This is a genomic window from Halorussus salinisoli (genome assembly GCA_005239435.1).
Classification (GTDB): domain Archaea; phylum Halobacteriota; class Halobacteria; order Halobacteriales; family Haladaptataceae; genus Halorussus; species Halorussus salinisoli.
The window spans coordinates 624,320-647,141 of the sequence record ML241305.1 but is presented as its reverse complement, the minus strand read 5'-3'; the positions used below and the strand labels follow the sequence as shown (position 1 = coordinate 647,141).

The window sequence follows — 22,822 nt, the reverse complement described above, 5'->3', positions numbered from 1 at the left end:
TGGCTGTCTTTCATCCCGGCGCGTGCTGGCGCGGCGCGCAGAACTGCGCGCCGCGCTCGACCGCGCGAGGGAGGAGGCCGCCTCGTGCGGCCGACGAGGTCGGGGAGGTTCGAGGCTCTCGCGGTGCGGGGCGGTCGCCGTGCTGTGCAGTCGCGGAGACTCCGTTGCTCAAGCCTGAAGCTAGCTTCTCAGCCCGTCTTACTCCGTCGCTCGGTTCGAGTATCTCGACCTTCTCCACTTCTGGGCCAGAAATCCCGTCCACGCTATCGGAAACGACCACGCTATTGGAAACATGTACAAAACCTTAGCAAATGAAGACATTGCCTAAAGAATTGAAAAAGCAACTCCATAACCGTAGGTCCGACCGATTCAAGTCCGTTTGCACTAACCACGACGTAGTGGCAGTATCGTTCGACCTGTTCGGAACCCTCGTCGCGGCCGACCGACCCGACGACCCCGCCAGCGCCGTCGCCGCGGAACTCCGGGAGCGCGACGTGGCGGTGCCCGACGACTGGGCCGAGGCCTACCGCGAACCGCACATCGACGCGCCCGAGGGCGCGGAGGTCCCGCTGATGGCCCACGTCAGCGCCGCGCTCGCCAGCAGCGGCGTCGATGCGCCCGGCAACGCCGCCCGTCGGGCGGTCGTCTCGGCGTTCGACCCCGAGGTCGAAACCCGGGAGGGCGCACTCGAAGCCGTCGAAGCCGCGAGCGAGCGCGGTCCCGTCGCCGTCCTCTCGAACTGCGCGGTGCCGCAACTCGCCCGGAAAGCCCTCGTCCGCTCGGACCTCGACCGCGAGCGCTTCGACGCCATCGTCACCAGCGTCGCCTGCGGGTGGCGCAAGCCCGACGCCCGGGCGTTCGAGACCTGCGCCGACCGACTCGGCGTCCCCGTCTCGGAACTCGTCCACGTCGGCGACGACCCGCGAACCGACGGGGCCGTCGCGGACTGCGGCGGAACTGCGGTCCTGCTGTCGGACGTTCCCCTGACCGAGTTCCCCGACTGGCTGGAGGGTCGGCGATGACCCCGGCCAGCGCGGTCGGAGCGACCGCCGGTGGTGCGCCTCCGGCGGTCGCTATCGCGCTCGCGCTCCTGCTCGACGCCGCGGTCGCAGAGCCACCTCGAAACCTCCACCCCGTCGCGTGGTTCGGGTCGCTGGTCGCCGCCTTCGACCGGGAGTGGTCCCGGCCCCGACTCGCGGGCGTAGCCGTCGCCGTCGCGCTCCCCCTGCTCGCGGCCGCGGCGGTCGCGCTCCCGGTCGAACTCGCGACCAGACTCGACCTCGTCGCTGGCGTCGTCGCGGCCGGACTCGTGGTTTTCGCCACGACCAGTCTCCGGATGCTCTCGGAGACGGCCGCCGAGGTGGTCGCCGCGACCGAGACCGACCTGCCGACCGCCCGCGAGCGACTTCGGTGGCTGGCCGGCCGGGACGCCGCCGACCTCTCGGCGGGCGAGGTCCGGAGCGCCGCGGTCGAGAGCGCGGCCGAGAACCTCGCCGACGGCGTGGTGGCGGCGCTGCTCGCGTTCGCGTTCCTCTCGCCCGTCTCGCTCTCGCTGGCCGCCGGGGCCGCCGCGTGGGTGAAGGCGGTCAACACCCTCGACTCGATGCTCGGCTACCCCGACAACCCTCACGGCACCGCGAGCGCCCGCCTCGACGACATCGTAATGTGGGTTCCGGCACGCGCGAGTGCGGTTCTGCTCGCGCTCGCCGCGCTCGTCCCGGGCGCGAGCTCGCGCCGCCGCCTCGGGTCGCTGTCGGCGGGACGCCGGTGGGCCGACGCTCCGCCCTCGCCCAACTCCGGGTGGCCGATGGCGACGCTGGCGGCCGCCCTCGACGCGCGCTTCGAGAAACCGGGCGTCTACGTGCTGAACCCCGACGCCGCGCTCCCCTCGGTCGAGACCTCGCGGGCCGGGATCCGAGTCGTCTCCGTCGCGGGCGTGCTGTCGTTCGCGGTTGCGGGCGTACTGTCGTTGGCCGTCGCGGGCCTCGGTGCGGGAGTTGCGCCGGCGGTCGCCTCGGAGGTGGTCGCGTGGCTCTGACCGCGACGAAGGGTGCGCTCGGCTTCCTCACCCGGATTCCGACCGGCCGGAGCGAGGCGGCGTGGACCGCCTTCCGCGAGACCCCGGCGGCGTTTCCGCTGGCGGGATGGGTCGTGGGCGTACTGGCCGCGCTTCCGCTGGTCGCCGCGGAACTCCGGCCGATTCCGGACCCGACCGCCGCGTTCGGCTACCTGCTCGCGCTCTACGCAGTCACCGGAATCAACCACGCCGACGGGGTGGCGGACCTCGGCGACGCCGCGGTGGTCCACGGCGACCCCGACGACCGCCGGGCGGTGCTGAAGGACACCGAGGTCGGCGTCGGCGCGGTGCTGGCGCTCGGTCTCGTCCTCGCGGGACTCGCGCTGGCCGCGCTGGCGCTGGCCCGACTGCCTCCGGTGGCGGCGGTCGCGGTCGTCGTCGCCGCGGAGGTCGGCGCGAAGGTCGGGATGGCCGCGCTGGCCTGCCTCGGCGACCCCGCCTTCGAGGGACTCGGCTCTGCGTTCACCGACAACGCGCCGACCGAACTCGCCGCTCCGGCGCTCGTCGCGGCCCCGATCGTCCTGCTCGGCGTCCCGGCGGTCGCCGTCCTCGCCGGAGCAGTCGCCGTCGCGCTCGCGCTCCTGTCGTGGGCCGAGCGGAACCTCGGCGGCGTCAACGGCGACGTCTTCGGCGCGACGAACGAACTCGCCCGACTCGCGGGCCTGCACGTGGGGGTGGTCGCGTGGACGCTCTCGTGATGTGCGGCGGCCGGGGCACGCGTCTCGACTGCGAGACCGAGAAACCCCTCTTCGAGGTGGGCGAGCGCCCGATGGTCGCCCGAGTCGCCGACGCGCTCGCCGAGAGTCGAGTCGAGACCGCCCACGCGGTCGTCTCGCCGCACGCGCCCGAGACCCGCGAATTCGCCGAGGAGCGCGGCTCCCTCACCACCGTCGAGACGCCCGGCGAGGGCTACGTCGAGGACTTGCAGGCCGCACTCGCCGAGGTCGAATCCCCGGTTCTGACGGTCGCGGCCGACCTGCCCCTCCTCGACGCCGACGCGCTGAACGCGGTCCTCGACGCCTACGACGACCCTGACGACGCACCCGGCCGCGAACCGCCGTCGCTGACCGTCTGCGTCCCGGCCGCACTCAAGCGCGCGCTCGGCGCGAGTATCGACACCGCCTTCGAGCGCGACGGCCGGGAACTCGCCCCGACCGGGGTCAACGTCGTCGCCGAAACCGACACCGAAACCATGTACGAAACCTACGACGCACGACTGGCCGTGAACGTGAATCGACTCTCGGACGCCGACCTCGCGGAGGGTCTGCTGTGAGACTCGTCGTCTTCGCCGGGACGACCCGAACCGCCGAAATAGAGGGGCTGAGCGCCGCCGGGGCCGACCCGGAAGCGATGGTCCACACGCCGAGCGCCGACGCCGAGATCCTCGAATACGGCCAACCGGTCCGCGCGCCCGTCGTGCCGGTCAGTCCGTCAGGATGCCCGACTCCGGCGGTCGTGACCCGCGCGGTCCGCGAACTCGCCGACTTCGAGACGACCGTGGTGGACGCCGGACTCGCCGAACCCACCGCCGCGCCGACCGTCACCGTGGGCGCGCGACCCGGCGAGGACGTTCGGGAGTCCGACCCCGTGCCGACCGCGCCCGGAGCCTTCGCCGCCGCCCGGGAGTTCGGACGACAGATTCCCGACCGAGAACTCCTCGTCGCCGAGACGATTCCGGGCGGAACCACCACCGCGCTCGGCGTCCTGACCGCGCTCGGCGAGGAGTGTGGCGTCTCGTCGTCGCTCCCCGACAACCCCATCGAGCGAAAGCGCGAGGTGGTCGCCGACGCGCTCGAAGCCAGCGGACTCGAGCCCGGCGACGCCGCCGGAGACCCCCGTCTGGCGCTCCGACGGGCGGGCGACCCGGTGCTGGCGAGCGCCGCGGGGTTCGTCGTCGGGGCCGCCCGGTCGGGCACCGCGATTACGCTCGCCGGCGGGACCCAGATGCTCGCGGTCGCGGCCCTCGCGCGCCACGCCGGACTCGACGGGCCGCTCTCGCTCGCCACGACCCAGTTCGTCGCCGACGACCCCGCGGTCGACCTCCGCGGTGCGACCGTCGACTTCGACATCGACTCCACCGTCACCGACCCCGGATTCGAGGAGACCGACCACCCCGCGATGGCCCGCTACGTCGCCGGAGAGGCCAAGGAGGGCGTCGGCATGGGCGGTGCCTTGGCGCTCGCGGAGCGCGAGGGGATTCCGATGGCGCGCGTCCGCGACCGAGTTCGGTCGGTGTACGACGAACTGGTAGACGGCGAGAAGATGGATGCGGAGGACGTCGATGGACCGCGATAGCGTCCGGAAGGTCGGGCGCGTGCCCCACGGCGGGAGCGACGACCCCGACCTGCTGGAGTTCAGCGCGAACACCAACCCCCGGACGCCCGAGGGCGTCGAGTCGGTCTACGCCGACGCGCTCGATTCGGCCCGGTCGTACCCGAACGACGAGTACCCAGACTTTCGAGACGCGGCGGCCGACTTCGTGGACTGCGATCCCGACGCGGTCGTTCCCACGCCGGGCGGCCTCGCGGCACTCCGACTCGCGTTCGCCGCCCGAGTCTCGCCGGGCGACTCGGTGCTGGTCCCCTACCCCAGTTTCGGCGAGTACGCCCGCGAGATTCGCTTGCAGGGCGGGGAACCCGAGTTCGTCCCGTACGACGAACTGCTCGACGCCGACCCCCGGCCCCACGCCGCGGCCGTGGTCTGCAACCCCAACAACCCGACCGGCGACGCCTACGCCCCCGGCGCACTCCGGGAGTTCGCGGCCCAGTGCCGAGAGAGCGACACCCTTCTGGTCGCCGACGAGGCGTTCCTCGGGTTCACCGACCGACCGTCGCTCGTCGGTACCGAGGGCGTCGCGGTCGCGCGCTCGCTGACCAAACTCTTCGGGTTGCCGGGTCTCCGGGCCGGATTCGCAGTGGCGACCGGCCAACTCGGTGCGGACCTCGCTACCGCCCGGCGAGCGTGGAGTCTCGGGACGCCCGCGGCCCGGGTCGGCGCGCACTGCCTCCGACGGGAGGAGTTCGTCGCCGAGACCCGCGAGCGCGTCCGCCGGGAGCGCGCCCGGATGGCCGACGCGCTCGGCGAGCGGTTCGACGTCCACCCCTCCGAAGCCCCCTTCCTCCTGCTCGACGTGAGCGAGTGCGTCCCGGACGCCGGCGAGTGCAGTCCCGAAGAAATCGTCCGGCGCGCCCGCGAGCGGGAGGTCGCGATTCGGGACGCGACCACCTTCCGAGGCCTCGACTCGCACGTCAGGGTCGCGGTCCGGACTCCCGACGAGAACGACCGCCTGCTGGAGGTCCTCGGCGGTGTTTGAGACGGCCGTCCGCGAGGGCGTCCTCCGGGTTCGCCGCGAGGGTGCACGCTGGCTCTCGACCGGATGGGAGGGCGGGCGCTGGGCGGCCGACGCGGCTTACAACGTCTCGGTTCCCGAGGAGTTCGACCGGACCGACCTCGACGCTTACCTCGCCGAGCGCCGCGAGTCGGCCGGGTTCGGCGAACCCGGACCCGCCCTGCTCACGGGCGTCGAGTTGCGACACGCTCGCGGCGCGCGGTGCGGCCCGGTCTCGGCGGTCGCGACCGCTGGAATCTCGAACCCGGCCGCGCTCCCGATGGACCCCGCGGCCGAGTCCGCGGAATCGGCGTCGCACGACGCCGATTCCGCGGTCGGCACCGTCAACGTCGTCGTCGGAACCGACCACTCGCTCGCGGCGGGCGCGCTGGCGAACCTGCTCGCGGTGGCGGTCGAAGCCAAGACCGCGACCCTGCTGGCCGAGACCGGCTTTCCGGGCACGACCAGCGACGCCGCGATTGCGGCCTGCGACCCGGCGGGCGAGGAGGTTCCCTTCACCGGGACCGCCACCGAAGTCGGGGCCTGTGCGCGGGCCTGCGTCCGGGACGCGGTGCGAGCGAGCCTCGAATCGCGCTACGCCGACGGGACCGACGCGACGATTCCCGAGTCGGTCGCGGACGCCGACCACGGAGTCGTGACCGACCGGCGCGCAGTAGTGTTCGAACCCTGAGCCACGACGGGAGTCCACTCACGCGAGTCACGATACGGAACTGTTCACTCCACGGCAGCATCGACCCGTCGACCCATCGACCCCCGACGAGTCCGGTCTCGTGCAGGTCCGGTCGAGCGACGGCGAGGGCAAGACCACCGCGGCGCTCGGCACGGGGTTCCGGGTCGGCCGCGTGGAAGAACGACGGAGCGAAGGGAGAGCCAGAAGAGGAGAAGAGAGCGCGAGAGCGACGTCAGTCCTGGTGTCCGGCGGGCGTGGCACCCGAACTCGACTCGGCGTCGGCGCTCGCGTGGACGTACCGCGTCCACACGAACAGCAGACTCGGCAGGACGAAGATGCTCACGACGAACGAGAGCGTCAGCGCCAGCACGACGAGCGTGCCGAAACTCCGGAGTTGCGGCGAGGGCGACAGCAGGAGCGCGCTGAACGCGCCGGTCGAGGTGAGCGTGCTACCGAGCAGTGCGCCGCCGGTCCCGGTGACGGCCTCGCGGAGCGCCAGGTAGGCGTCCCGGCCTCGGTCGAGTTCTTGAGCGAACCGGTCGCTGACGTGGATGTTGTAGTCGATGCCGAGTCCGACGACGAGGCTCATCAGGAGCGACGTGAACAGCGTCAGGGGGACGTCGAGGATGTACATACCGCCGACGACGAGCGCGGTGACCAGTGCGATCGGAATCACCGTTATCGCGCCGAGCGACGCGCTTCCCTCCGCAATCCGGTAGACGACCATCAGCATGACGAAGACCGCCGCGAGTGCGACGACGAGGGTGGTCAGGATGCTCTCGGCCGTCTGGGCCGACTCGGCCGCGTTCACCGTCGCCGCCCCGACGGCCGTCGCGGTGAGCGTCTCGCCGTCGTCGACGGCGGCCGCGACGTCACGCATCTCGTCGGCCTGCTCCTCGTAACTCGCGTCCGGTTCGATGGGAACGACCATCCGGACCGACCGGTACTCGCCGTCGGTTCGCTCGACGACCCGACTGGCCTGTTCGGGGGCCGCGTCGTAGAGCGCGGCGTACACCGCTTCGAGGTTCCGGTCGGGCACGCCGTCGTCGTCGGTGTCGGCCTCGCGGAGCGTACGTGCGAACTCCTCGTCCCGGGCGGCCACGGACCGCATGACCGTGACGGGGCCGACGAACGGAACCGACCCGGACTGCTCGAAGACGACGTCGCTGTCGGTCGCGCGCTGGCGACCCTCGGCGAGTCGTTCGAGCGTCTCCGGGTCGGTCACGTCGCCTTCCACGAGCACCTGTGACATCCGGCGGTCGCTCTCGTCGGCCGACCGGTAGCGGTCGTCCACGAACTCGCTGTTCTCGTCGTACTCGGTGACTCCCCACGCGAACGGTTCGGGGAGGTCCTGCTTCCACTGAGCGACCTCGCCGTCGCCCTGCTGGAACGACTTGCGGTCGAGGTCGCTCCACGCGAGTCCGCCCGCCGCACCGACGACGAGCGCGACGACGACGACGAGCGGCGCGGCCTTCCGCGCGAGGTCGGCGCCGCTACCCAGGAGCGGTTCGAGGAGTCGGGTCTTCCCGAGCGGCCGTTTTCGTCGGTCGAACCCGTACCCTTCGAGCAACCCGTCGATGCTCACCTTCAGCGCCGGAACGACGGTCACGAAGATGACGAACGCCGACACGACGCCGAGGGTGATACCGACCGACAGGTCCCGAATGACGGTGAAGTCGTTCGTGGCGTTCGACATGAAGCCGACGCCGGTGGTTATCGTGACGAGTCCGATCGCGACAGCGACCGACGACAGCGACCGACCCATCGGTTCACGGACGCCCTCGCCGTCGCCGCGCTCCTCGCGGTACCGCATGAACACGTGGAGTCCGTAGTCGACGCTCAGTCCGATTATCAGGACCGGACCGATGACGAGGGTCATTCCGGCCGGGACCTGTAGCCAGCCGAGGATGCCGAACATCCAGACGACCGAGAGGACGACGCCGGTGAACCCGACGAAGACGTCCACGAGGTCGCGGTAGGAGAACACCAGAACCGCGAGGATGGCGGCGAGCGCGACCGGGAGTATCAACTCGAACGTGTCCTGTTGGGTCTGTTCGAGCGAGACGGTCTGCGCGTGTGCGCCGATGGTGAAGTATCCGGGCGTCTCCTGGGCGCGTTCGTAGAGCGCGCGGGTCTCGGGTCTGCCCTGCGTCTGGGGACCGCCTTCGGTTTCGGTCTCGAACCGGAAGACCATCCGGCGACTCGTCGCGCTCGCGGTGCCGGGTTCGTAGTCGCTGGGCAGCAACTGGCGCGCCGACTCGCTCGTGAGGGTCCGTTCGACGTACCGTTCGACCTCGGACTCGCTCGCCGATTCGAGCGCCGTTATCTGCTCGTCGAGGGTCGCGTCCGGACTCCCGGCCGCTCGCTTGGCGACGAGGTTCGAGACGCCGACGACGCCGCCTCGGTCGGGGAGCGCCGCCGCCACCGTCTCGTTCTCGACGACCGACTGCTGGTATCGGAGCGATTCCAGCAGTGACTCCTTCGAGAGGACGTTGCCGCCGTCGTCCCTGACGTAGACGGCCGCCGGCGTTCCGTTCCGCTCGTTCCGGCCGCCGTAGTGGGTCTGGACGTACTCCTGCTTCTGTGCGACCTCCGTGTCGCCGATGGCCTCGCTCCCCGTCGCGTCGCTCGCTAACTGGAGTTGCGTGACCCCAGCGCCAACTCCGGCCGTCAACAGGAGCATGACGACGACGACGAGGCGGTTGTGTGCCGTGACGAACCGGGCCAACGTCGAGAACAGCTCTTTCATCTTTCGACGCGCTCCTGATATACGCCGATCGGGTGCCGGTGCTGTCTCCGTACTGTACCGCCGCGTGTCGAGTCGAGAGAGCGATACTCGGTTCTCATGGCGTTCTATCTTGACCGTCGAACCGTACGTCCGTATAAGGGAACCCGGAGTTGTGACCGCCGCAACTGTGGAAAAGATTTATATATAATTTCTCGGCTTTCGCCGACGGAGACGCCCCCGAGCGCCGACGCTACTCGCCGTCGAACTGGGTCAGGTGTTCGACTTCGCTCGGGTTCAGGTCCTCGAACGCCCGTCTGGCGATGACTCGCTTGTGAACTTCGTCCGCCCCGTCCACGATGCGGAACTGGCGGACGTTCTCGTAGAAGTCCGCGAGCGGGAGGTCCTTGCCGATGCCGTTCCCGCCGCATATCTGGACGGCCGTGTCGATGGCGTCCTGAACGACGTTCGCGGCGAACACCTTGCTCGTCGCCACCGCGACGCGGGCCTGCTCCCCGGCCGCGATTTGGCGGGCGGCGTGCCTGACCATCGTCCGGACGGCGTGGAGGCGCATCTCGGTCTCGGCGACCTCGAACCGTATCGCCTGCTTCTCCGAGAGCGGGCCGTCGAACGCTCGGCGCTCGTCGGCGTACGCCTTCGCGATGTCGAGCGCGCGCTCGGCCATGCCCGAGTAGCGCATGCAGTGGGTGAGTCGGGCCGGGCCGAGGCGCTGTTGGGCGATGGCGAACCCCGCGTTCTCCTCGCCGAGCAGGTTCTCTTCCGGAACGCGAACGTCGTCGTACCGGATTTCCGCGTGACTCATCCCGGTGACTGCGCCGCCGACGTGCGGGATGTCTCGGACTACCTCCACGCCCGGAGTGTCGGCGGGAACGAGGAAGATGGAACAGCCTTCGTAGGGGTGAGCGTCCTCGTCGGTCCGCGCCATCACCAGTAGCACGTCGGCCTCGCTCCCCTGCGTCGTCCACCACTTGTGGCCGTCGATGACCCACTCGTCGCCCTCCTTCTCGGCCGTGGTCCGAATCATCTTGGGGTCCGACCCCGCGCCCGGTGCGGGTTCGGTCATCGAGAATCCCGACCTGGCCTCGCCCTCGACCAGCGGCCCGAGCCATCGGTCTTTCTGCTCGTCGGTTCCGACGAGTTCGAGCGTGTGCATGTTGCCCTCGTCCGGCGCGTCGACCCGGACGGCGGTGGGGCCGAGCAGACTCCGCCCGGCCGCCTCGAAGACGGGGAGCATCTCGCGGAATCCCATCCCCATGCCGCCGTACTCCTCGGGAATCTGTGGCGCGTACACGTCGTACTCCCTCGCCGCCTCGCGGAGTTCGCGGACCGTCTCGTCGGAGACCGGCCCCTCGCCGAGGCGGTTCCGTTCGACCGGGAGGACCTCCTCCCGGACGAAGGTCCGGACGCGTTCGGCGACTTCTCGCCCTCGTCGGGGGTCGTCGTACTCCATATCACCACACTCTCCGCAACGATGTAAAAGAATTTCCCCGATTCTATTTCCCTCGTAAGTTCTATACCGGAGTTATCCGTACAACTGACGTGAGAAGCCGCGGGCCGACGCGACGTTGCGCGGCGGTCCGGCGAAACCGCCGACCGACCGAACCCGGAAGGACGAACCCATGACCGAGGACGAACGCGACGCCACGACCGAGGACGAACGCGACGATTCCACGACCGAGGACGAGTCCGACTACTTCGAACGACTCGTCGACCGGAACGCGCTCCGGGACTACCTCGCCGAGCGGTTGGGAACGGTCGAAGAGTACGCCGTCCGACACCACCCGGAGGGCCACTCCAACGAGACGCTGTTCGTGACGTGGGGCGACCGAGAACTCGTCGTTCGGCGGCCACCGCCCGGTGAGACGGCCGACACCGCCCACGACGTGTTGCGGGAGTACCGGGTGATGGACGCGCTACAGGACACCGACGTTCCGGTTCCGCGGACCGTACTGGCCTGCGAGGACCACTCGGTCGTCGGGAGCGACTTCTACGTGATGGGTCGAGTCGAGGGCGACGTTCTCCGGGACGGCGAACCGGACCGCTTCGGGACGCCCGACGCCCACCGCCGAATCGGCGAGGAGTTGGTGGACACGCTCGCGGCGATTCACGCGCTCGACTACGACGACGCGGGTCTCGGCGAGTTCGGCCATCCGCCGGGGTACACCGAGCGACAGGTCGAGCGCTGGACCGAGCAACTCCACTGGGCCTCCGAGCGGACCGCCGACGAGCGAACGGTGCCGGAGCTACGGGAGGTCGGCGACTGGCTCGCGGACAACTGCCCGAGCGACCACGACCACGCGCTGGTCCACGGCGACTACAAACTCGACAACGTGATGTTCGCGCCGGGCACGCCGCCCGAACTGGCCGCGGTGTTCGACTGGGAGATGGCGACGCTCGGCGACCCGCTGGCCGACCTCGGCTGGATGCTCTCGTACTGGCGCGACCCCGGCGACCCGGACCCCGCCACGCCCGAACTGACGGCCACGTTCATGGAGGCCGAGGGGTATCCGACTCGGCGGGAACTCGTCGAGCGATACGAGCGGGCGACCGGCATCGAGTACGACCACGACCGGTTCTACCGGGCGCTCGCGGTGTACAAACTCGCCGCGCTGGGCGAGATGTTCTACCGGCGGCACCTCGAGGGCAACAGCGACGACCCATTGTATCCGCTCATGGAACAGCGGGTCCCCGCCCTCGCTCGGCGCGCGAAGCGAATCATCGACGGCGAGGAACCGCTGTGAGCTGTTTAGGGATGGTAAATCGTTTCTTTTAGGAATGTTATGGTTGTTCTTGGAACGGTGTAGTTGTCTCCCCGATTGATGTGCGAACGGTAGCGTCGAGTTTACGGGATTTTCGAGTTTTCACCCGTTCGCTACGAAATCGGGACGCGGCGAGAACCACCACCGAGCGAGGGTAGAGTCTTTGTTGGAACCCTCACCTTCCAAGAGGAGCGAATCGGCTGTGAGCAATACAGAACACGAATGTATCACATCCGGCAGTAACCTCCCTCGTGGCTGGTAGAAATTGCGTGCTGAATACAGGGCGCGTATTCACCGTTCTCTTTCCGATCGAGATAGCCGCTCTGGCCCGGGTATCAACGCGTTTTCGATGTCATACCGCATAGCGACCACAACGTTATCACTCTCATTCTCCTCTGTTACAGAATGGCAGACACGAAGAAGAGCCGAGACAAGCAAGCCCGTGACACAGAGAATCGCCAGCGAGAGCGGGAGATCGAAGAGTCGCGCGAGCGTGCCGACGAAACCGAACCACCACGCGACGGGCAGGACGAAACTCGACGTGAAGAGGGCGAACCCTCAGACTCGCCTCGGAAGTGTCATCGTCGTGGCTGCGACGAACCCGCGACGTTCGTCGTCCTCGAACGATATCAGGAAGAAACCGGCCACGGCGCCGTCGAGGCGGAAGCCTTCTTATGCACAGAGCATACTGCCGAAGAGAGTCCTACGAACCTCGATAAGGCCTATGCTGACTACGTGTTTCGTGTCGAGCCTCTCGCGTAGACAGTCACCCGGACACAGCGTAACTGATAGGGAGTATCGTAGGGATTCGGAGATTCATCGACCGGAATGAGGGTACTGTCGCTAGATCACGTCGGAACCTGTCGCGAGAACCCATGACGTGCGACGATAATCCCCATGAGCGTGCAGACCTGCGCGCGCTGAACAGAGCCGGCGGAGGTGGCCGAAGTGAACGCCAGCGGCCCCTCTATCCACCCACGGCGGTCTGTTCGGTCGGTCGTCTCCGGTGGACTGGTCGGCCGGTCGTCCACAGCGGTCCGGTCGGCCTGCCGCGGTACCGAATACGGTTCCGCAGTGCGACCCAATCGTTTTGCCGTCGCGCGTCCTCTCCGGATACCATGCCAGACCTCGACGCCTTCGACCTCTCGGGAACCGTCGCCGTCGTCACCGGGGGTACCCGCGGCATCGGCCGCGCCATCACCAGAGGGTTCGCAGACGCCGGGGCCGACGTGGTGCCGACCTCCCGCACCGAAGCGGCGGTCGAGGACGCCGTCACGGACGTGCGCGACCGCGGGGCGACGTCGGTCGTCCATCCGACCGACGTGACCGACGAGGGGTCGATTCGGAATCTGTTCGAGCGGGTCGAAGACGAACTCGGAGGAGTGGACGCAGTGGTGAACAACGCGGGCGTCAACCCCGACGCCGCGCTGGGACCGCCAGAGGATATCGACGACGAGGCGTTCGAGTTCACGACGGACGTGAATCTCCGCGGAGCGTTCCGCTGTGCGCGGGCGGCGGCCGAGTCGCTTGCGGAGCGCGACGGGACGCTGATAAACGTCGCCAGCGTCGGCGGGGTCGTGGGCCTGCCCCGCCAGCACCCCTACGTCGCTTCGAAGCACGGCCTCGTCGGCCTGACCAAGAGCATGGCGCTCGACTGGGCCCCGGACGTGCGGGTCAACGCGCTCGCGCCGGGGTACGTGCGAACCGACCTCACCGAGGAACTCCGGGAGAACGAACGTCTCCGCCAGTCCATCGTCGACCGGACGCCGATGGCCCGGTTCGCCGACCCCGAGGAGATCGCGGGTCCCGCCATTTTCCTCGCCAGCGACGCCGCCTCGTTCGTCACCGGCGAGTGCCTCACCGTGGACGGCGGGTGGACCGCGCGCTGAGTCACGAGTCAGTCCGACTCGGCGACGGAGACCGAGAGGTACTCCTCCAGCAGGTCGTCGCGCTCGCGGAGTTCGGGCACGCTGCCGTCCCAGACGTTCGACCCCTTCTCGATGACGTAGGCGCGCTCGGCGAGGTCCAGCGCGAACTGGACGTTCTGCTCGGTCAGCAGGACGGTCACGTCCTCCTCGACGATTTCCTCGAACACCCGCCGCAGGTCTTCGACGATGACCGGCGCGAGCCCCTCTGTCGGTTCGTCCAACAGGAGGAGGTCGGGGTTCTGGACGAGCGCTCGGCCGACCGAGAGCATCTGCTGCTCGCCGCCGGAGAGGTCCCGGCCTCGGCTGTCCCGCAGGTCGTCGAGCGTCGGGAATATCTCGTACATCTCCTCGACCGGCCGGGGGTCCACGGCGGTCTCGGCCGCGACCTGCAGGTTCTCCTCGACGGTCAGCGTCGGGAATATCCGGCGGTCCTCCGGGACGAGTTTCACCCCCATCCTGCTAATCCGGTCGACCTGCGCGTCCACGATGTCGGTGTCGCGGTAGGAAATGTGTCCCTCGCGGCGGGGCACGGTGCCGACGATACTCCGGAGCGTCGTGGTCTTGCCAGCGCCGTTCCGCCCGAGTAGGACGACGACCTCGTTCTCCTCGACGGCGAGCGAGAGGTCGAACAGAACGTGGCTGTTCCCGTAGTAGACGTTCACGTCCGCCATCTCCAGCAGTGCCATCACCGCTCACCTCCGAGGTAGGCCTCGCGGACGCGCTCGTCGGCCATCACCTCGTCGGGAGTGCCGTCGGCGATGAGCCGACCGTTGTCGAACACGAGGATTCGGTCCGAGATGCCGAGGACGACCTCCATGTCGTGTTCGGTGACGAGGAACGTCGTGTCGGTGTCGTCGTTCAGGTCGCCGATGAGGTCGACCATCCGGCGAGTCTCGGTCGCGTTCATCCCCGCGGTCGGCTCGTCCAGCAGGACCACCGACGGGTCGGTGCCCAGCGCGAGCGCGATCTCCACCTTCCGAACGTCGCCGTGCGACAGGTTCGCGCACCGCGTGTCGGCCACCTCCACGAGGTTCGTCAGTTCGAGTACGCGGCGCGCCTCCTCGTTGAGTTCGTCGTCGTCGGCGGCGACCGACGTGACGTCGAGGGTCCGACCGTCTCGGCTGATCCGGGCGATGCGGACGTTCTCCAGAACCGTCAGGCGCTCGAAGACGTTGTTGATCTGGAACGCCCGCGCGAGCCCGAGTCGATTGATCTCGAACGGCTCCATCCCCGTCACGTCGACCAGCCCGTCGCCGCCGCGTCCCGCGTCGGCCGCAGTACCCGCGCTCCCGCCGGCCCCGCCGTCGGCGTCGGTTCCGTCGTCGGTGTCGGTCGCCGTTCCGCCGTCGGCGATAGTGTCGGTCCGACGAGGGCGGATGAAGACCCGCCCCTCGGTAGGCTCTAACTGGCCGGCGAGCAGGTTGTAGAACGTGGTCTTGCCCGCGCCGTTCGGGCCGATGATGCTGGTGATGTCGGCGTCGTCTATCGCGACGCTCACGTCGTCGACGGCGACGAGCGCGCCGAACTCCCGGGTCAGGTTCTCGGTTTCGAGGACGGTCGCCACGTCAGGCTCCCTCCTCGGCCCCGAACAGGCCCTGCGGTTTGAGCACGAGGACGGCGATCATCGCGAGGAACGGGAGGAGTTGGCCTGCGCCCGCGATGACGATGCTCCCGACGGCGATGAGTATCCCGATGACGTACGCGCCGACGAACGCCCCCGTGAACGAGCCGAGTCCGCCGATGACCACGACGACGAACGCGTTGATGATGACCTGATTGCCCATCGCTGGACTGACCGCACCGACGGGGGAGGCGAGCGCACCGCCGAGACCCGCCAGCACGGCCCCGACGAAGAACACGCCGGTGTAGAGCCGCGAAACGTCGATGCCCAGCAGACGGGCCATGTCGCGGTCGCTCGCGGTCGCCCGGACGAGGCGGCCGACGTTGGTGAACCGCAGGACCGCGAACAGCCCGCCGAGTACGGCCACGGAGGTGAGAATCAGGAACACGCGGTAGGTCGGGGCCGCGAGCGAATCCGTGAACCTAATGGTGCCCTGGAGCCCCGCCGGGGGCGAGATGACGAACTGCCCGGTTCCGAAGGTCACTCGCGTGAGGTCGGTGAGTATCAGCACGAACGCGAACGTCAGGAGCAGTTGGTCGAGTACCTCCTCTTGGCGACCGTAGAGCCTGCGAATGAACCCGACCTCGATGAGCGCACCGACGACGCCGACGACGAGTAGCGCGGCTACCACCCCCGGCCAGAAGCCGAGTTGCGGAACGGCCACGCCGAACACGTCGAGGCCGTTGACCAGCGTCACGGCCACGTAGGCACCGATCATGTAGAGCGCGCCGTGGGCGAAGTTGAGCACGTCGAGGACGCCGAAGATGAGGCTCAACCCGACGGCGACGAGAAACAACTGGGCTCCGATGCTGAGGCCCGTGATAACCTGATCCGCGATCAGGTCGATGTTAACCATACACGAATCTCGACAAGAACGTGATTAAACGTTTCGCCGATTTATGCACCGTTTCTGAGCCGGTTTAGCCAATTTGACGTTTCTTATGAAGGCTATTAGGTGAGATAACTTTAGAAAGTAAAAGTTGCTCGGATTCGTGATAGAATGGAGGGAAGAGGCCCCTCGTACTCAGACGAAGGTATATGTTAGATTCTATCATCAAGGATTCGTGGGTTTCATGACATCCGACAACATTCCCCATCTGGAAGGGGACGAGAAGACCGAAACGACGGGGTGGAATCGCCGCGCGTTCCTCGGCGCGGCCGGTGCGACCGGGGTGGCCGGACTGACGGGGCCCGTGGGGAGCGTCGCCGGACAGGACGGGCCGATTCGGATCGGAGCGGTGTACCTCCTGTCCGGCCTCGGTCAGTCGCTCGGGGCCGCTTCGGTCGCCGCCGCGGAACTCACCGTCAAGCGAATCAACGAGGCGGGCGGCATCTTGGGCCGCGACGTCGAGTTGGTGGTCCGCGACCACGAAGGCAGCGCATCCACCGCGAACCAACACTTCCGGGACCTCGTTCAGCGCCAGAACGTCGCCGCGATGATCGGCCTGACGTCCTCGGGCGTGACGCTCTCGACCGCACCGACGGTCGCCCAACTGGGCGTGCCGCTCACGCTGACCGACATCGGGACGCCGTTCATCACCGAGCACGACGAGGAGACGTACGGCGACAACGCCCAGGGGACGAACGTGCACTTCCGGACGAACGCCAACACGGCGATCAACACGTACGCGATGGCCCGGTACGCCAACGAGAACCTCGACGTCACGCGCGTCGCCAATCTCGGACCCGACTACGCCTACGGCCAGCAGTGCTGGGAGTACTTCAAGGCGTTCTCGAACGCGCTCGGGGCCGACTACGAGTACGTCGCCAGCCAGTTCCCGGAGCTGGGTGCCAGCGACATGACGCCACAGATCAACACCGTGACCAACGCGGACCCCGAACTGGTGTTCACCTCGTTCTGGGGCGGCGACGCGGTCACCTTCGTCCAACAGGCCACCCAGCAGGGCCTCTTCGAGCAGGCTACCGACGTCTTCGACACACTCGGGGCGGACCCGACGGTGTTTCAGGCGCTCGGCGACGCCATGCCCGAGGGCGTCAACTACTCGTCGTGGTACTGGCACTCCACGTACGACAACGAGAACAACCGGAACTTCCTGCAGGCGTGGAACGACGAGTACGCGAACACCGACACCATCGGAATCCCGTCGTTCACGGGGCCGAGCGCGTGGTCGGCGCTCTGGATGTACAAGCGGGCGATGGAGAACGCCGAAAGCACCGACCCCGGCGACTACATCCCCGAGTTGGAGGGCATGGAGTTCGCCGACGACCCGCGAGGCTCCATCACGATAGACGCCGACTCCCATCAGGCGCAGGCCCCGACCGTCATCGGGACCACCAGCAGCGAGGACGACGTTCCGTACGACGGGGTGGGCCTCCAGCCGTCGCAGTCCATCAGCGCCGACCGCCAGACGCTCACTGACCTCCTGAGTCAGGCCGACACCGACCTCCCGCCGGGCGTCTGAGTCGGGACCCTCCTCACAGTTCCAGACCACCCTCACATGAGCTACACAGACGCGGTACGCGACCGGGTCCGGAACGGCGACCTGTCGGTCGTCGCCGCGGGCATCGTCGTCGTCGCTGCGCTCGCCAGCGCACCCCTGTTGTTGGGGCCGGTCGAGACTTCGCTGCTGATCACGATGCTACTCATCGCCATCTTCGGGACGGCGTTCAACCTCCTGTACGGCTACACGGGACTGCTCTCGTTCGGCCACGCGATGTTCCTCGCGGTGGCCGCGTACGCGACGGCGAAGGTGTTCAACGTTGTCGGCCCCCTGCTCGGCTTCGAGGAACTGTTCGGCGGTGCGAGCGTACTGGCGACGTTCGGGCTCGCCGTCCTGCTCGGGGTGGTGCTCGCGACGCTGCTGGCGATTCCGATAGGCTACCTCAGCGTCCAACTGGAGGAGATCTACTTCGCGATGATCACACTGTCGTTCAGCATGGCGATATTCGTCGTCCTCTTGCAGGACATCACGGGACAGTTGGCCGAAATCCTGCGCCTCGGCGAGACGGCGACGGAACTGCTCGCCACGAACGGCGACGACGGACTCATCATCTCCTTCCAGGCCATGGGCGAGGTGGACCTGTTCGGTCTCGCGTTCACGTTCATGAACATCAACGACTACCTCGCGTTCTACTTCGTCGTGCTGTTTTTCTTCGTCACGTCGATGTACGCCCTCTGGCGGGTCGTCCGCTCCCCGTTCGGGCGGGTCTGTCTGGCGATCCGCGAGAACCCCGAGCGCGCCCGGTCCATCGGCATCGACGTGACCCGCCACTCGTGGGCGACGTTCGTCGTCAGCGCGGCGTTCACCGGACTCGTCGGGACGATGTGGGCACCCCTACAGAGCAGCGTCGTCCCCGGCATCGGCCACTGGACGTTCTCGGCCACGCCCGTGTTGGTGACCGTCATCGGCGGACCGTACTCGTTCCTCGGCCCGACGGTGGGCGCGTTCGTCTACGAGTACCTCCGGTTCACCATCGATCAGTACCCGGCGCTGGCGGCCCGCTGGCAACTCGTCTTCGGTGTCATCCTGCTGGCGGTCGTGATATTCTTCGAGAACGGCGTCACGGGCGGCATCCGGAGGCTGTGGAACTGGATTCGGAGCGGTCTCGGGTTCGGCGAGACCGTGACCGGCGACGTTCGCGGAGGCGGTGAACGGGAGTGACCCGACCTGCCCACCGAGATGGCCGTCCGCGCGTTCTTCCGGGTCGAGTCCGGCGACCCCGGTCTACGTTTCACAGGCGGTACGAGGCGGATGCCCGACCCTTGAGGTCGGGGAGGAAGCCGTCACTCGATGATACAACCCACGTCACGATGGTTGGCCGACTCCCACTGTATAAGCAACACCAATACTATATGTGAAAAATAGTGGAATACCGTCGTACCGCCGTCATCAAACTCGATGCTCCCGAAGGTGCCGACTCGCTTCTCCGAGAGACTGTCGAGCAATTCAAACACTGCGCCAACACCGCAAGCGAGTGGTGCTGGCACGGCGACGACGGCTACCACGTCACCTCAAAAGCCAAAGCCGAACGCGCCCTCTACGACCGACTCCGCAACGAAACCGACCTAACCGCGAATCCCGTCCAGAAGGGAATTCGGCGGGTAGTCGAAGCCGTCAAAAGCGGAGTCGAACGCCTCAAACGTAATGAAAACACGTCGAAACCGCACTTCTCGGCAGACAGCGCGGTCTATGACGAGCGGAGTGCAACCTTCCACCGTGACCACGTATGGCTGTCCACCATAGACGGGCGCATAGAGTGTGACTACATCCTCCCCGACGACTCGGAGACACCGCCGACGAAGTACGTTTCGGACGAGGATTTTGAGTTTCGGATGGCTCACTTGCAGTACCGTGACGGTGACTGGTATCTCCACGCTTCAATGCGGAAGGTCGAAGCAGACGAGGAGACCCCTAAATCACAGTCCAAGCACAGAACAGTCCTTGGTGTGGATTTAGGCGTCAACAACCTCGCAGTCGCTTCGACAGGGCGATTCTGGTCGGCAGACGAGTTCAACCACTGGCGTCGGGAGTACGAGAAGCGTCGTGCATCGCTCCAGCAATGTGGCTCTCGACACGCCCACGAAAACATCGAGAACGTCGGGCAGAAAGAGTACGGTCGGTTCGAGATACACTTGCACACAGTGGCGAACGAACTTATCGAGGAGGCCGTCAAGAACGACTGTTCGCACATCGTATTTGAGGACTTGACTCACATTCGGGAGAACATTCCCGAGGCGACGTGGCAACACGTCTGGGCGTTCCGACGCCTCTACGAGTACGTCGAATACAAAGCCAAAGAACACGGTGTCGAAGCCGTGCAGGTAGACCCACGACAACAATCGGTCAGGAGAAGCGTTCAAGTGCAAGCAGTGCGGGTACGAGAACCACGCCGACTACAACGCCTCGAAGAACATCGGTTTGCAGTATCTCCGTCGCAGGCAAAACGCAGGCGACAGAGGCGCACCCGTAGATGTGCGCTTGAATCGCGGGACGCTGAACGTGAGCGGGGAGTACGTACCCCCTGCCGCTGGTGAGGCATAGAACGGGAGTCCACGCGAAAGCCTCGGGGCTTGACCCCGAGGCGATTTACGACCACGTTGCGAGTACCGAGAAGAACGTCCCCCCAACGAGCATCGTGACTCCGCCGACAGCCCAAAATAGCCGACGTGCGAGCGTGCTATCGTAGATGCCCGCCAGCCGGAACAACGTCCGAAATCCGCTGCCCGGTTCGACCGATTCGTAGCTTCCCCGAACGCTGAGCCACAGAGCGTACCACCCGCCGACGAGGGAAGCGACGCCGAGGAAGCCGTAGATAACCGTTCCGAGCATGAGGTCACCGAGTCGAAACGAACGTCCGACGCCCATAATAATTCCGAGTAGATTCCGGTCGTAGGGACGGTACTACCCACTGCCAGTAGGCAGTTCGGCACGGCTGATAGACATCTGTAGGTGGTCTTCAAAATCTCATAAAATGTTATAGAAAATATAAATATAGCTCTTAACAGCATATAAATGGTCAGAAAGAGCCTTCAGGCACTTCTCACCCTCCGTCGGAGCAAGCACCTTCCCGGCCGGAACCGGCGACCTCCGGCCCCGGCGAAGGTGACCGACCAGACGTTAACAACGATTCCCATATCTGCCGTAGAAGGCACCGATGTTGGTTGCTGGGCCACGCTGTTTTACAGGAGTAACTCGTCCCCGGTGGAGTTAAGACGGCATGTCACGAACCGGAGTATCGTATGACAGTTCCTGACGTACGGCGAGTGGCCGTGCTCGGCGCGGGGAACATGGGTCACGGAATCGCGGAAGTCGCCGCGATGGCCGGCTACGACGTGACGATGCGCGACGTCGAGGAGGGCATCGTGGAAGACGGCTACGACGACATCGAGTGGAGTCTGGAGAAGTTGGCCGAGAAGGACCGACTGAACGAGTCGGTCGAGGAGATACTCGGGCGCATCGACACGACGACCGACCTCGAATCGGCGGTCGAAGACGCTGACCTCGTAATCGAGGCCGCGCCCGAGCGGATGGACCTCAAGAAGGACATCTTCGGCGACCTCGACGAGCTCGCGCCCGACGACGCGATTCTGGCGTCGAACACGTCCAGCCTCAGCATCACCGAGATGGCCGAGGCGACGTCGCGGCCCGAGCAGGTTGTGGGGATGCACTTCTTCAACCCGCCGGTGAAGATGGACCTCGTGGAGGTCGTCTACGGCCAGCGAACCAGCGACGAGACCGCCGAGACCGCCTACGAGTTCGTGGAGTCGCTCGGCAAGACGCCCATCTACGTCCGGAAGGACGTGAACGGCTTCGTGGTCAACACGGTCCTCGGGCCGTTCACCGACGAACCCGCGTGGATGGTCTCGAACGGCGAGGCCACCGTCCGCGAGGCCGACGCCGCCATGGTCCACCGACGAGGCTACCCGATGGGGCCGTTCGAACTCGCGGACCTCACCGGCATCGACGTGGGCTACCACGTCCGGAAGGAGGCGGGCCGACCGATTCCGCCTATCACCGAGGAGAAGGTCGAGAACGACGAACTCGGCCGGAAGACCGGGAAGGGATTTTACGACTACGAGGACGGCGACGGCGCGGACTACGAACCCGGCGACGGCGAGGCGTTCGACACCCTGCGCGTCGAGGCGCGGATGGTCAACGAGGCCGCCAGTCTCGTCGGCGACGACGTGGCGACGCCCGAGGAGATAGACACCGGTGTCCGCCTCGGTCTCGGCTTCCCGGAGGGTATCTGCCGGCGGGCCGACAAACTCGGCCTCGATACGGTCCTCGACGAACTCCGGACTCTGCACGAGGAGACCGGCGACGACCGGTTCGAACCGGACGACTACCTCGTCGAACTCGTCGAAGACGGGCGGACCGGCGAGGAGGCGGGCGAAGGGTTTCACGAGTACGACGAGTCGGGCGGCGCGAGTGCAGGACCGGGCGACTACCGCCTGCTGAACTACGACCTCTCGGACGAGGGCCTGCTCGAAGTCGAGTTGGACCGTCCGGAGCGGATGAACGCCCTCTCGACGGACCTCCTCGGCGAGATAGACGACCTGCTCTCGTCGGTGGACGCCGACGACGTTCGGTGCGTCACGTTCGAGGGCGCGGGCGACCGGGCGTTCAGCGCCGGGGCCGACGTCGGCGAGTTCGGGGACCTCGACCCGACCGACGCGATGGACGTGACGCCCGCCTTCGAGACGGTCAACGACTTCGAGCGCCCCGTCATCGCCAAAGTGGACGGCTACTGCCTCGGCGCAGGACTGGAGTTGGCGCTGGCCTGTGACCTCCGAATTGCGACGGTGAACGCCGAGTTCGGCTCCCCGGAAATCGGACTGGGTCTCGTCCCCGGCGGCGGCGGCACCCAGCGACTCCTCCGACTGCTCGGCGAGACCCGCGCGAAGGAACTGGTGTTCCGCGGGAACCGCATCGACGCCGAGCGCGCCGAGGAGTGGGGACTGGTCAACCGCGCGGTTCCCGCCGAGGAGTTCGACGAAGTCGTCTCGGAGTTCGTCGAGGACGTCGTGGAGGGGCCGCCAATCGCCCTGAAGGTGGCGAAGAAGCTGATGAACGAGGGGGCCGACGCGAGCCTCGACGCCGCGCTCGCCATGGAGAGCCAGGGCTTCGGCCTGCTGATGAGCACCGACGACGTGCGCGAGGGGACCGCGGCGTTCCGGGACGACCGCGACCCCGAGTTCCGAGGCGAGTGA

20 protein-coding genes and 1 pseudogene are annotated in these 22,822 nt (G+C 67.2%); 14 read left to right on the top strand and 7 right to left on the bottom strand.

The features are described 5' to 3' along the window. Window positions 1-10: 10 nt before the first annotated feature. Entirely contained in the window at window positions 11-172 is a 162-nt protein-coding gene (locus tag E2484_RS24715) for a hypothetical protein (RefSeq protein WP_170977224.1), read from the bottom strand. 226 nt (window positions 173-398) lie between these two features. Here E2484_RS24715 and E2484_RS03265 point away from each other — a divergent pair, with 226 nt between their 5' ends. From E2484_RS03265 to E2484_RS03235, 7 genes are read left to right on the top strand one after another with little or no spacing between them, the layout of a single operon-like run. Further along, window positions 399-1,022, top strand: coding sequence for an HAD family hydrolase (locus E2484_RS03265; protein ID WP_137283785.1), 624 nt, complete (start codon window positions 399-401; stop codon window positions 1,020-1,022). After that, window positions 1,019-2,038 carry an adenosylcobinamide-phosphate synthase CbiB gene (gene cbiB, locus E2484_RS03260; RefSeq protein ID WP_137283784.1) on the top strand — a complete coding sequence of 340 codons (1,020 nt, stop codon included), beginning with the start codon at window positions 1,019-1,021 and terminating at the stop codon, window positions 2,036-2,038. Before E2484_RS03265 ends, cbiB begins: the two co-directional genes overlap by 4 nt. Further along, a complete protein-coding gene (gene cobS / locus E2484_RS03255) occupies window positions 2,029-2,775 on the top strand; it encodes an adenosylcobinamide-GDP ribazoletransferase (protein ID WP_137283783.1) in 747 nt (248 codons plus the stop codon). The genes cbiB and cobS overlap by 10 nt, the downstream gene beginning before the upstream one ends. Further along, window positions 2,775-3,350 carry an NTP transferase domain-containing protein gene (locus tag E2484_RS03250; RefSeq protein WP_137284047.1) on the top strand — a complete coding sequence of 192 codons (576 nt, stop codon included), beginning with the start codon at window positions 2,775-2,777 and terminating at the stop codon, window positions 3,348-3,350. Before cobS ends, E2484_RS03250 begins: the two co-directional genes overlap by 1 nt. Continuing rightward, complete coding sequence (locus tag E2484_RS03245; RefSeq protein ID WP_137283782.1) at window positions 3,347-4,372, top strand: nicotinate-nucleotide--dimethylbenzimidazole phosphoribosyltransferase; 1,026 nt, start codon at window positions 3,347-3,349, stop codon at window positions 4,370-4,372. Before E2484_RS03250 ends, E2484_RS03245 begins: the two co-directional genes overlap by 4 nt. Then, window positions 4,359-5,390, top strand: a complete 1,032-nt coding sequence (locus E2484_RS03240) for an aminotransferase class I/II-fold pyridoxal phosphate-dependent enzyme (RefSeq protein WP_137283781.1) — start codon at window positions 4,359-4,361, stop codon at window positions 5,388-5,390. Before E2484_RS03245 ends, E2484_RS03240 begins: the two co-directional genes overlap by 14 nt. Next, the gene (locus tag E2484_RS03235) at window positions 5,383-6,096 is read left to right on the top strand and encodes an adenosylcobinamide amidohydrolase (RefSeq protein ID WP_137283780.1); all 714 of its coding nucleotides are present in this window, start codon (window positions 5,383-5,385) and stop codon (window positions 6,094-6,096) included. Before E2484_RS03240 ends, E2484_RS03235 begins: the two co-directional genes overlap by 8 nt. A 232-nt stretch (window positions 6,097-6,328) precedes the next feature. Here the strand turns inward: E2484_RS03235 and E2484_RS03230 are convergent, their stop codons facing one another. Beyond that, complete coding sequence (locus E2484_RS03230) at window positions 6,329-8,845, bottom strand: efflux RND transporter permease subunit (protein WP_137283779.1); 2,517 nt, start codon at window positions 8,843-8,845, stop codon at window positions 6,329-6,331. Window positions 8,846-9,074: 229 nt separating this feature from the next. Next, the gene (locus tag E2484_RS03225; RefSeq protein WP_137283778.1) at window positions 9,075-10,292 is read right to left on the bottom strand and encodes an acyl-CoA dehydrogenase family protein; all 1,218 of its coding nucleotides are present in this window, start codon (window positions 10,290-10,292) and stop codon (window positions 9,075-9,077) included. Window positions 10,293-10,461: 169 nt separating this feature from the next. On the opposite strand from E2484_RS03225, the gene E2484_RS03220 reads away from it, so the two are divergent. The 3 genes from E2484_RS03220 to E2484_RS03210 all read left to right on the top strand — a co-directional run bounded on the left by E2484_RS03220 (window position 10,462) and on the right by E2484_RS03210 (window position 13,490). Continuing rightward, window positions 10,462-11,583, top strand: coding sequence for a phosphotransferase family protein (locus E2484_RS03220; RefSeq protein ID WP_137283777.1), 1,122 nt, complete (start codon window positions 10,462-10,464; stop codon window positions 11,581-11,583). A gap of 423 nt (window positions 11,584-12,006) precedes the next feature. Further along, a complete protein-coding gene (locus tag E2484_RS03215) occupies window positions 12,007-12,363 on the top strand; it encodes a hypothetical protein (protein WP_137283776.1) in 357 nt (118 codons plus the stop codon). 356 nt (window positions 12,364-12,719) lie between these two features. Next, window positions 12,720-13,490 (top strand): SDR family NAD(P)-dependent oxidoreductase, encoded by a 771-nt coding sequence (locus tag E2484_RS03210; RefSeq protein ID WP_137283775.1) that lies wholly within the window; start codon window positions 12,720-12,722, stop codon window positions 13,488-13,490. Window positions 13,491-13,498: 8 nt separating this feature from the next. Here E2484_RS03210 and E2484_RS03205 read toward each other — a convergent pair whose 3' ends face one another. From E2484_RS03205 to E2484_RS03195, 3 genes are read right to left on the bottom strand one after another with little or no spacing between them, the layout of a single operon-like run. After that, window positions 13,499-14,215 (bottom strand): ABC transporter ATP-binding protein, encoded by a 717-nt coding sequence (locus E2484_RS03205; protein ID WP_137283774.1) that lies wholly within the window; start codon window positions 14,213-14,215, stop codon window positions 13,499-13,501. Further along, window positions 14,215-15,093, bottom strand: coding sequence for an ABC transporter ATP-binding protein (locus E2484_RS03200; RefSeq protein ID WP_137283773.1), 879 nt, complete (start codon window positions 15,091-15,093; stop codon window positions 14,215-14,217). Before E2484_RS03200 ends, E2484_RS03205 begins: the two co-directional genes overlap by 1 nt. Before the next feature lies 1 nt (window position 15,094). After that, complete coding sequence (locus E2484_RS03195) at window positions 15,095-16,006, bottom strand: branched-chain amino acid ABC transporter permease (protein ID WP_137283772.1); 912 nt, start codon at window positions 16,004-16,006, stop codon at window positions 15,095-15,097. Window positions 16,007-16,223: 217 nt separating this feature from the next. Between E2484_RS03195 and E2484_RS03190 the strand changes: the two genes are divergently transcribed. The 3 genes and pseudogenes from E2484_RS03190 (at window position 16,224) to E2484_RS03180 (ending at window position 20,153) form a co-directional block, all read left to right on the top strand. Further along, window positions 16,224-17,573 carry an ABC transporter substrate-binding protein gene (locus E2484_RS03190; RefSeq protein ID WP_137283771.1) on the top strand — a complete coding sequence of 450 codons (1,350 nt, stop codon included), beginning with the start codon at window positions 16,224-16,226 and terminating at the stop codon, window positions 17,571-17,573. A gap of 36 nt (window positions 17,574-17,609) precedes the next feature. Continuing rightward, window positions 17,610-18,773 carry a branched-chain amino acid ABC transporter permease gene (locus tag E2484_RS03185; RefSeq protein ID WP_137283770.1) on the top strand — a complete coding sequence of 388 codons (1,164 nt, stop codon included), beginning with the start codon at window positions 17,610-17,612 and terminating at the stop codon, window positions 18,771-18,773. Between the two features lie 203 nt (window positions 18,774-18,976). Further along, window positions 18,977-20,153 (top strand): annotated as a pseudogene (locus tag E2484_RS03180) (RNA-guided endonuclease InsQ/TnpB family protein). Window positions 20,154-20,198: 45 nt separating this feature from the next. Here the strand turns inward: E2484_RS03180 and E2484_RS03175 are convergent. Then, window positions 20,199-20,477 (bottom strand): hypothetical protein, encoded by a 279-nt coding sequence (locus E2484_RS03175; protein ID WP_137283769.1) that lies wholly within the window; start codon window positions 20,475-20,477, stop codon window positions 20,199-20,201. Window positions 20,478-20,851: 374 nt separating this feature from the next. Between E2484_RS03175 and E2484_RS03170 the strand changes: the two genes are divergently transcribed. Further along, window positions 20,852-22,822, top strand: a complete 1,971-nt coding sequence (locus E2484_RS03170) for a 3-hydroxyacyl-CoA dehydrogenase/enoyl-CoA hydratase family protein (RefSeq protein WP_137283768.1) — start codon at window positions 20,852-20,854, stop codon at window positions 22,820-22,822.

Coding starts and splice junctions, on each gene's coding strand:
- cbiB (WP_137283784.1), top strand. CDS start 1,019: ATGACCCCGGCCAGCGCGGTCGGAGCGACCGCCGGTGGTGCGCCTCCG.
- E2484_RS03250 (WP_137284047.1), top strand. CDS start 2,775: ATGTGCGGCGGCCGGGGCACGCGTCTCGACTGCGAGACCGAGAAACCC.
- E2484_RS03240 (WP_137283781.1), top strand. CDS start 4,359: ATGGACCGCGATAGCGTCCGGAAGGTCGGGCGCGTGCCCCACGGCGGG.
- E2484_RS03230 (WP_137283779.1), bottom strand. CDS start 8,845: ATGAAAGAGCTGTTCTCGACGTTGGCCCGGTTCGTCACGGCACACAAC.
- E2484_RS03225 (WP_137283778.1), bottom strand. CDS start 10,292: ATGGAGTACGACGACCCCCGACGAGGGCGAGAAGTCGCCGAACGCGTC.
- E2484_RS03220 (WP_137283777.1), top strand. CDS start 10,462: ATGACCGAGGACGAACGCGACGCCACGACCGAGGACGAACGCGACGAT.
- E2484_RS03215 (WP_137283776.1), top strand. CDS start 12,007: ATGGCAGACACGAAGAAGAGCCGAGACAAGCAAGCCCGTGACACAGAG.
- E2484_RS03210 (WP_137283775.1), top strand. CDS start 12,720: ATGCCAGACCTCGACGCCTTCGACCTCTCGGGAACCGTCGCCGTCGTC.
- E2484_RS03205 (WP_137283774.1), bottom strand. CDS start 14,215: ATGGCACTGCTGGAGATGGCGGACGTGAACGTCTACTACGGGAACAGC.
- E2484_RS03195 (WP_137283772.1), bottom strand. CDS start 16,006: ATGGTTAACATCGACCTGATCGCGGATCAGGTTATCACGGGCCTCAGC.
- E2484_RS03190 (WP_137283771.1), top strand. CDS start 16,224: ATGACATCCGACAACATTCCCCATCTGGAAGGGGACGAGAAGACCGAA.
- E2484_RS03185 (WP_137283770.1), top strand. CDS start 17,610: ATGAGCTACACAGACGCGGTACGCGACCGGGTCCGGAACGGCGACCTG.
- E2484_RS03175 (WP_137283769.1), bottom strand. CDS start 20,477: ATGGGCGTCGGACGTTCGTTTCGACTCGGTGACCTCATGCTCGGAACG.
- E2484_RS03170 (WP_137283768.1), top strand. CDS start 20,852: ATGACAGTTCCTGACGTACGGCGAGTGGCCGTGCTCGGCGCGGGGAAC.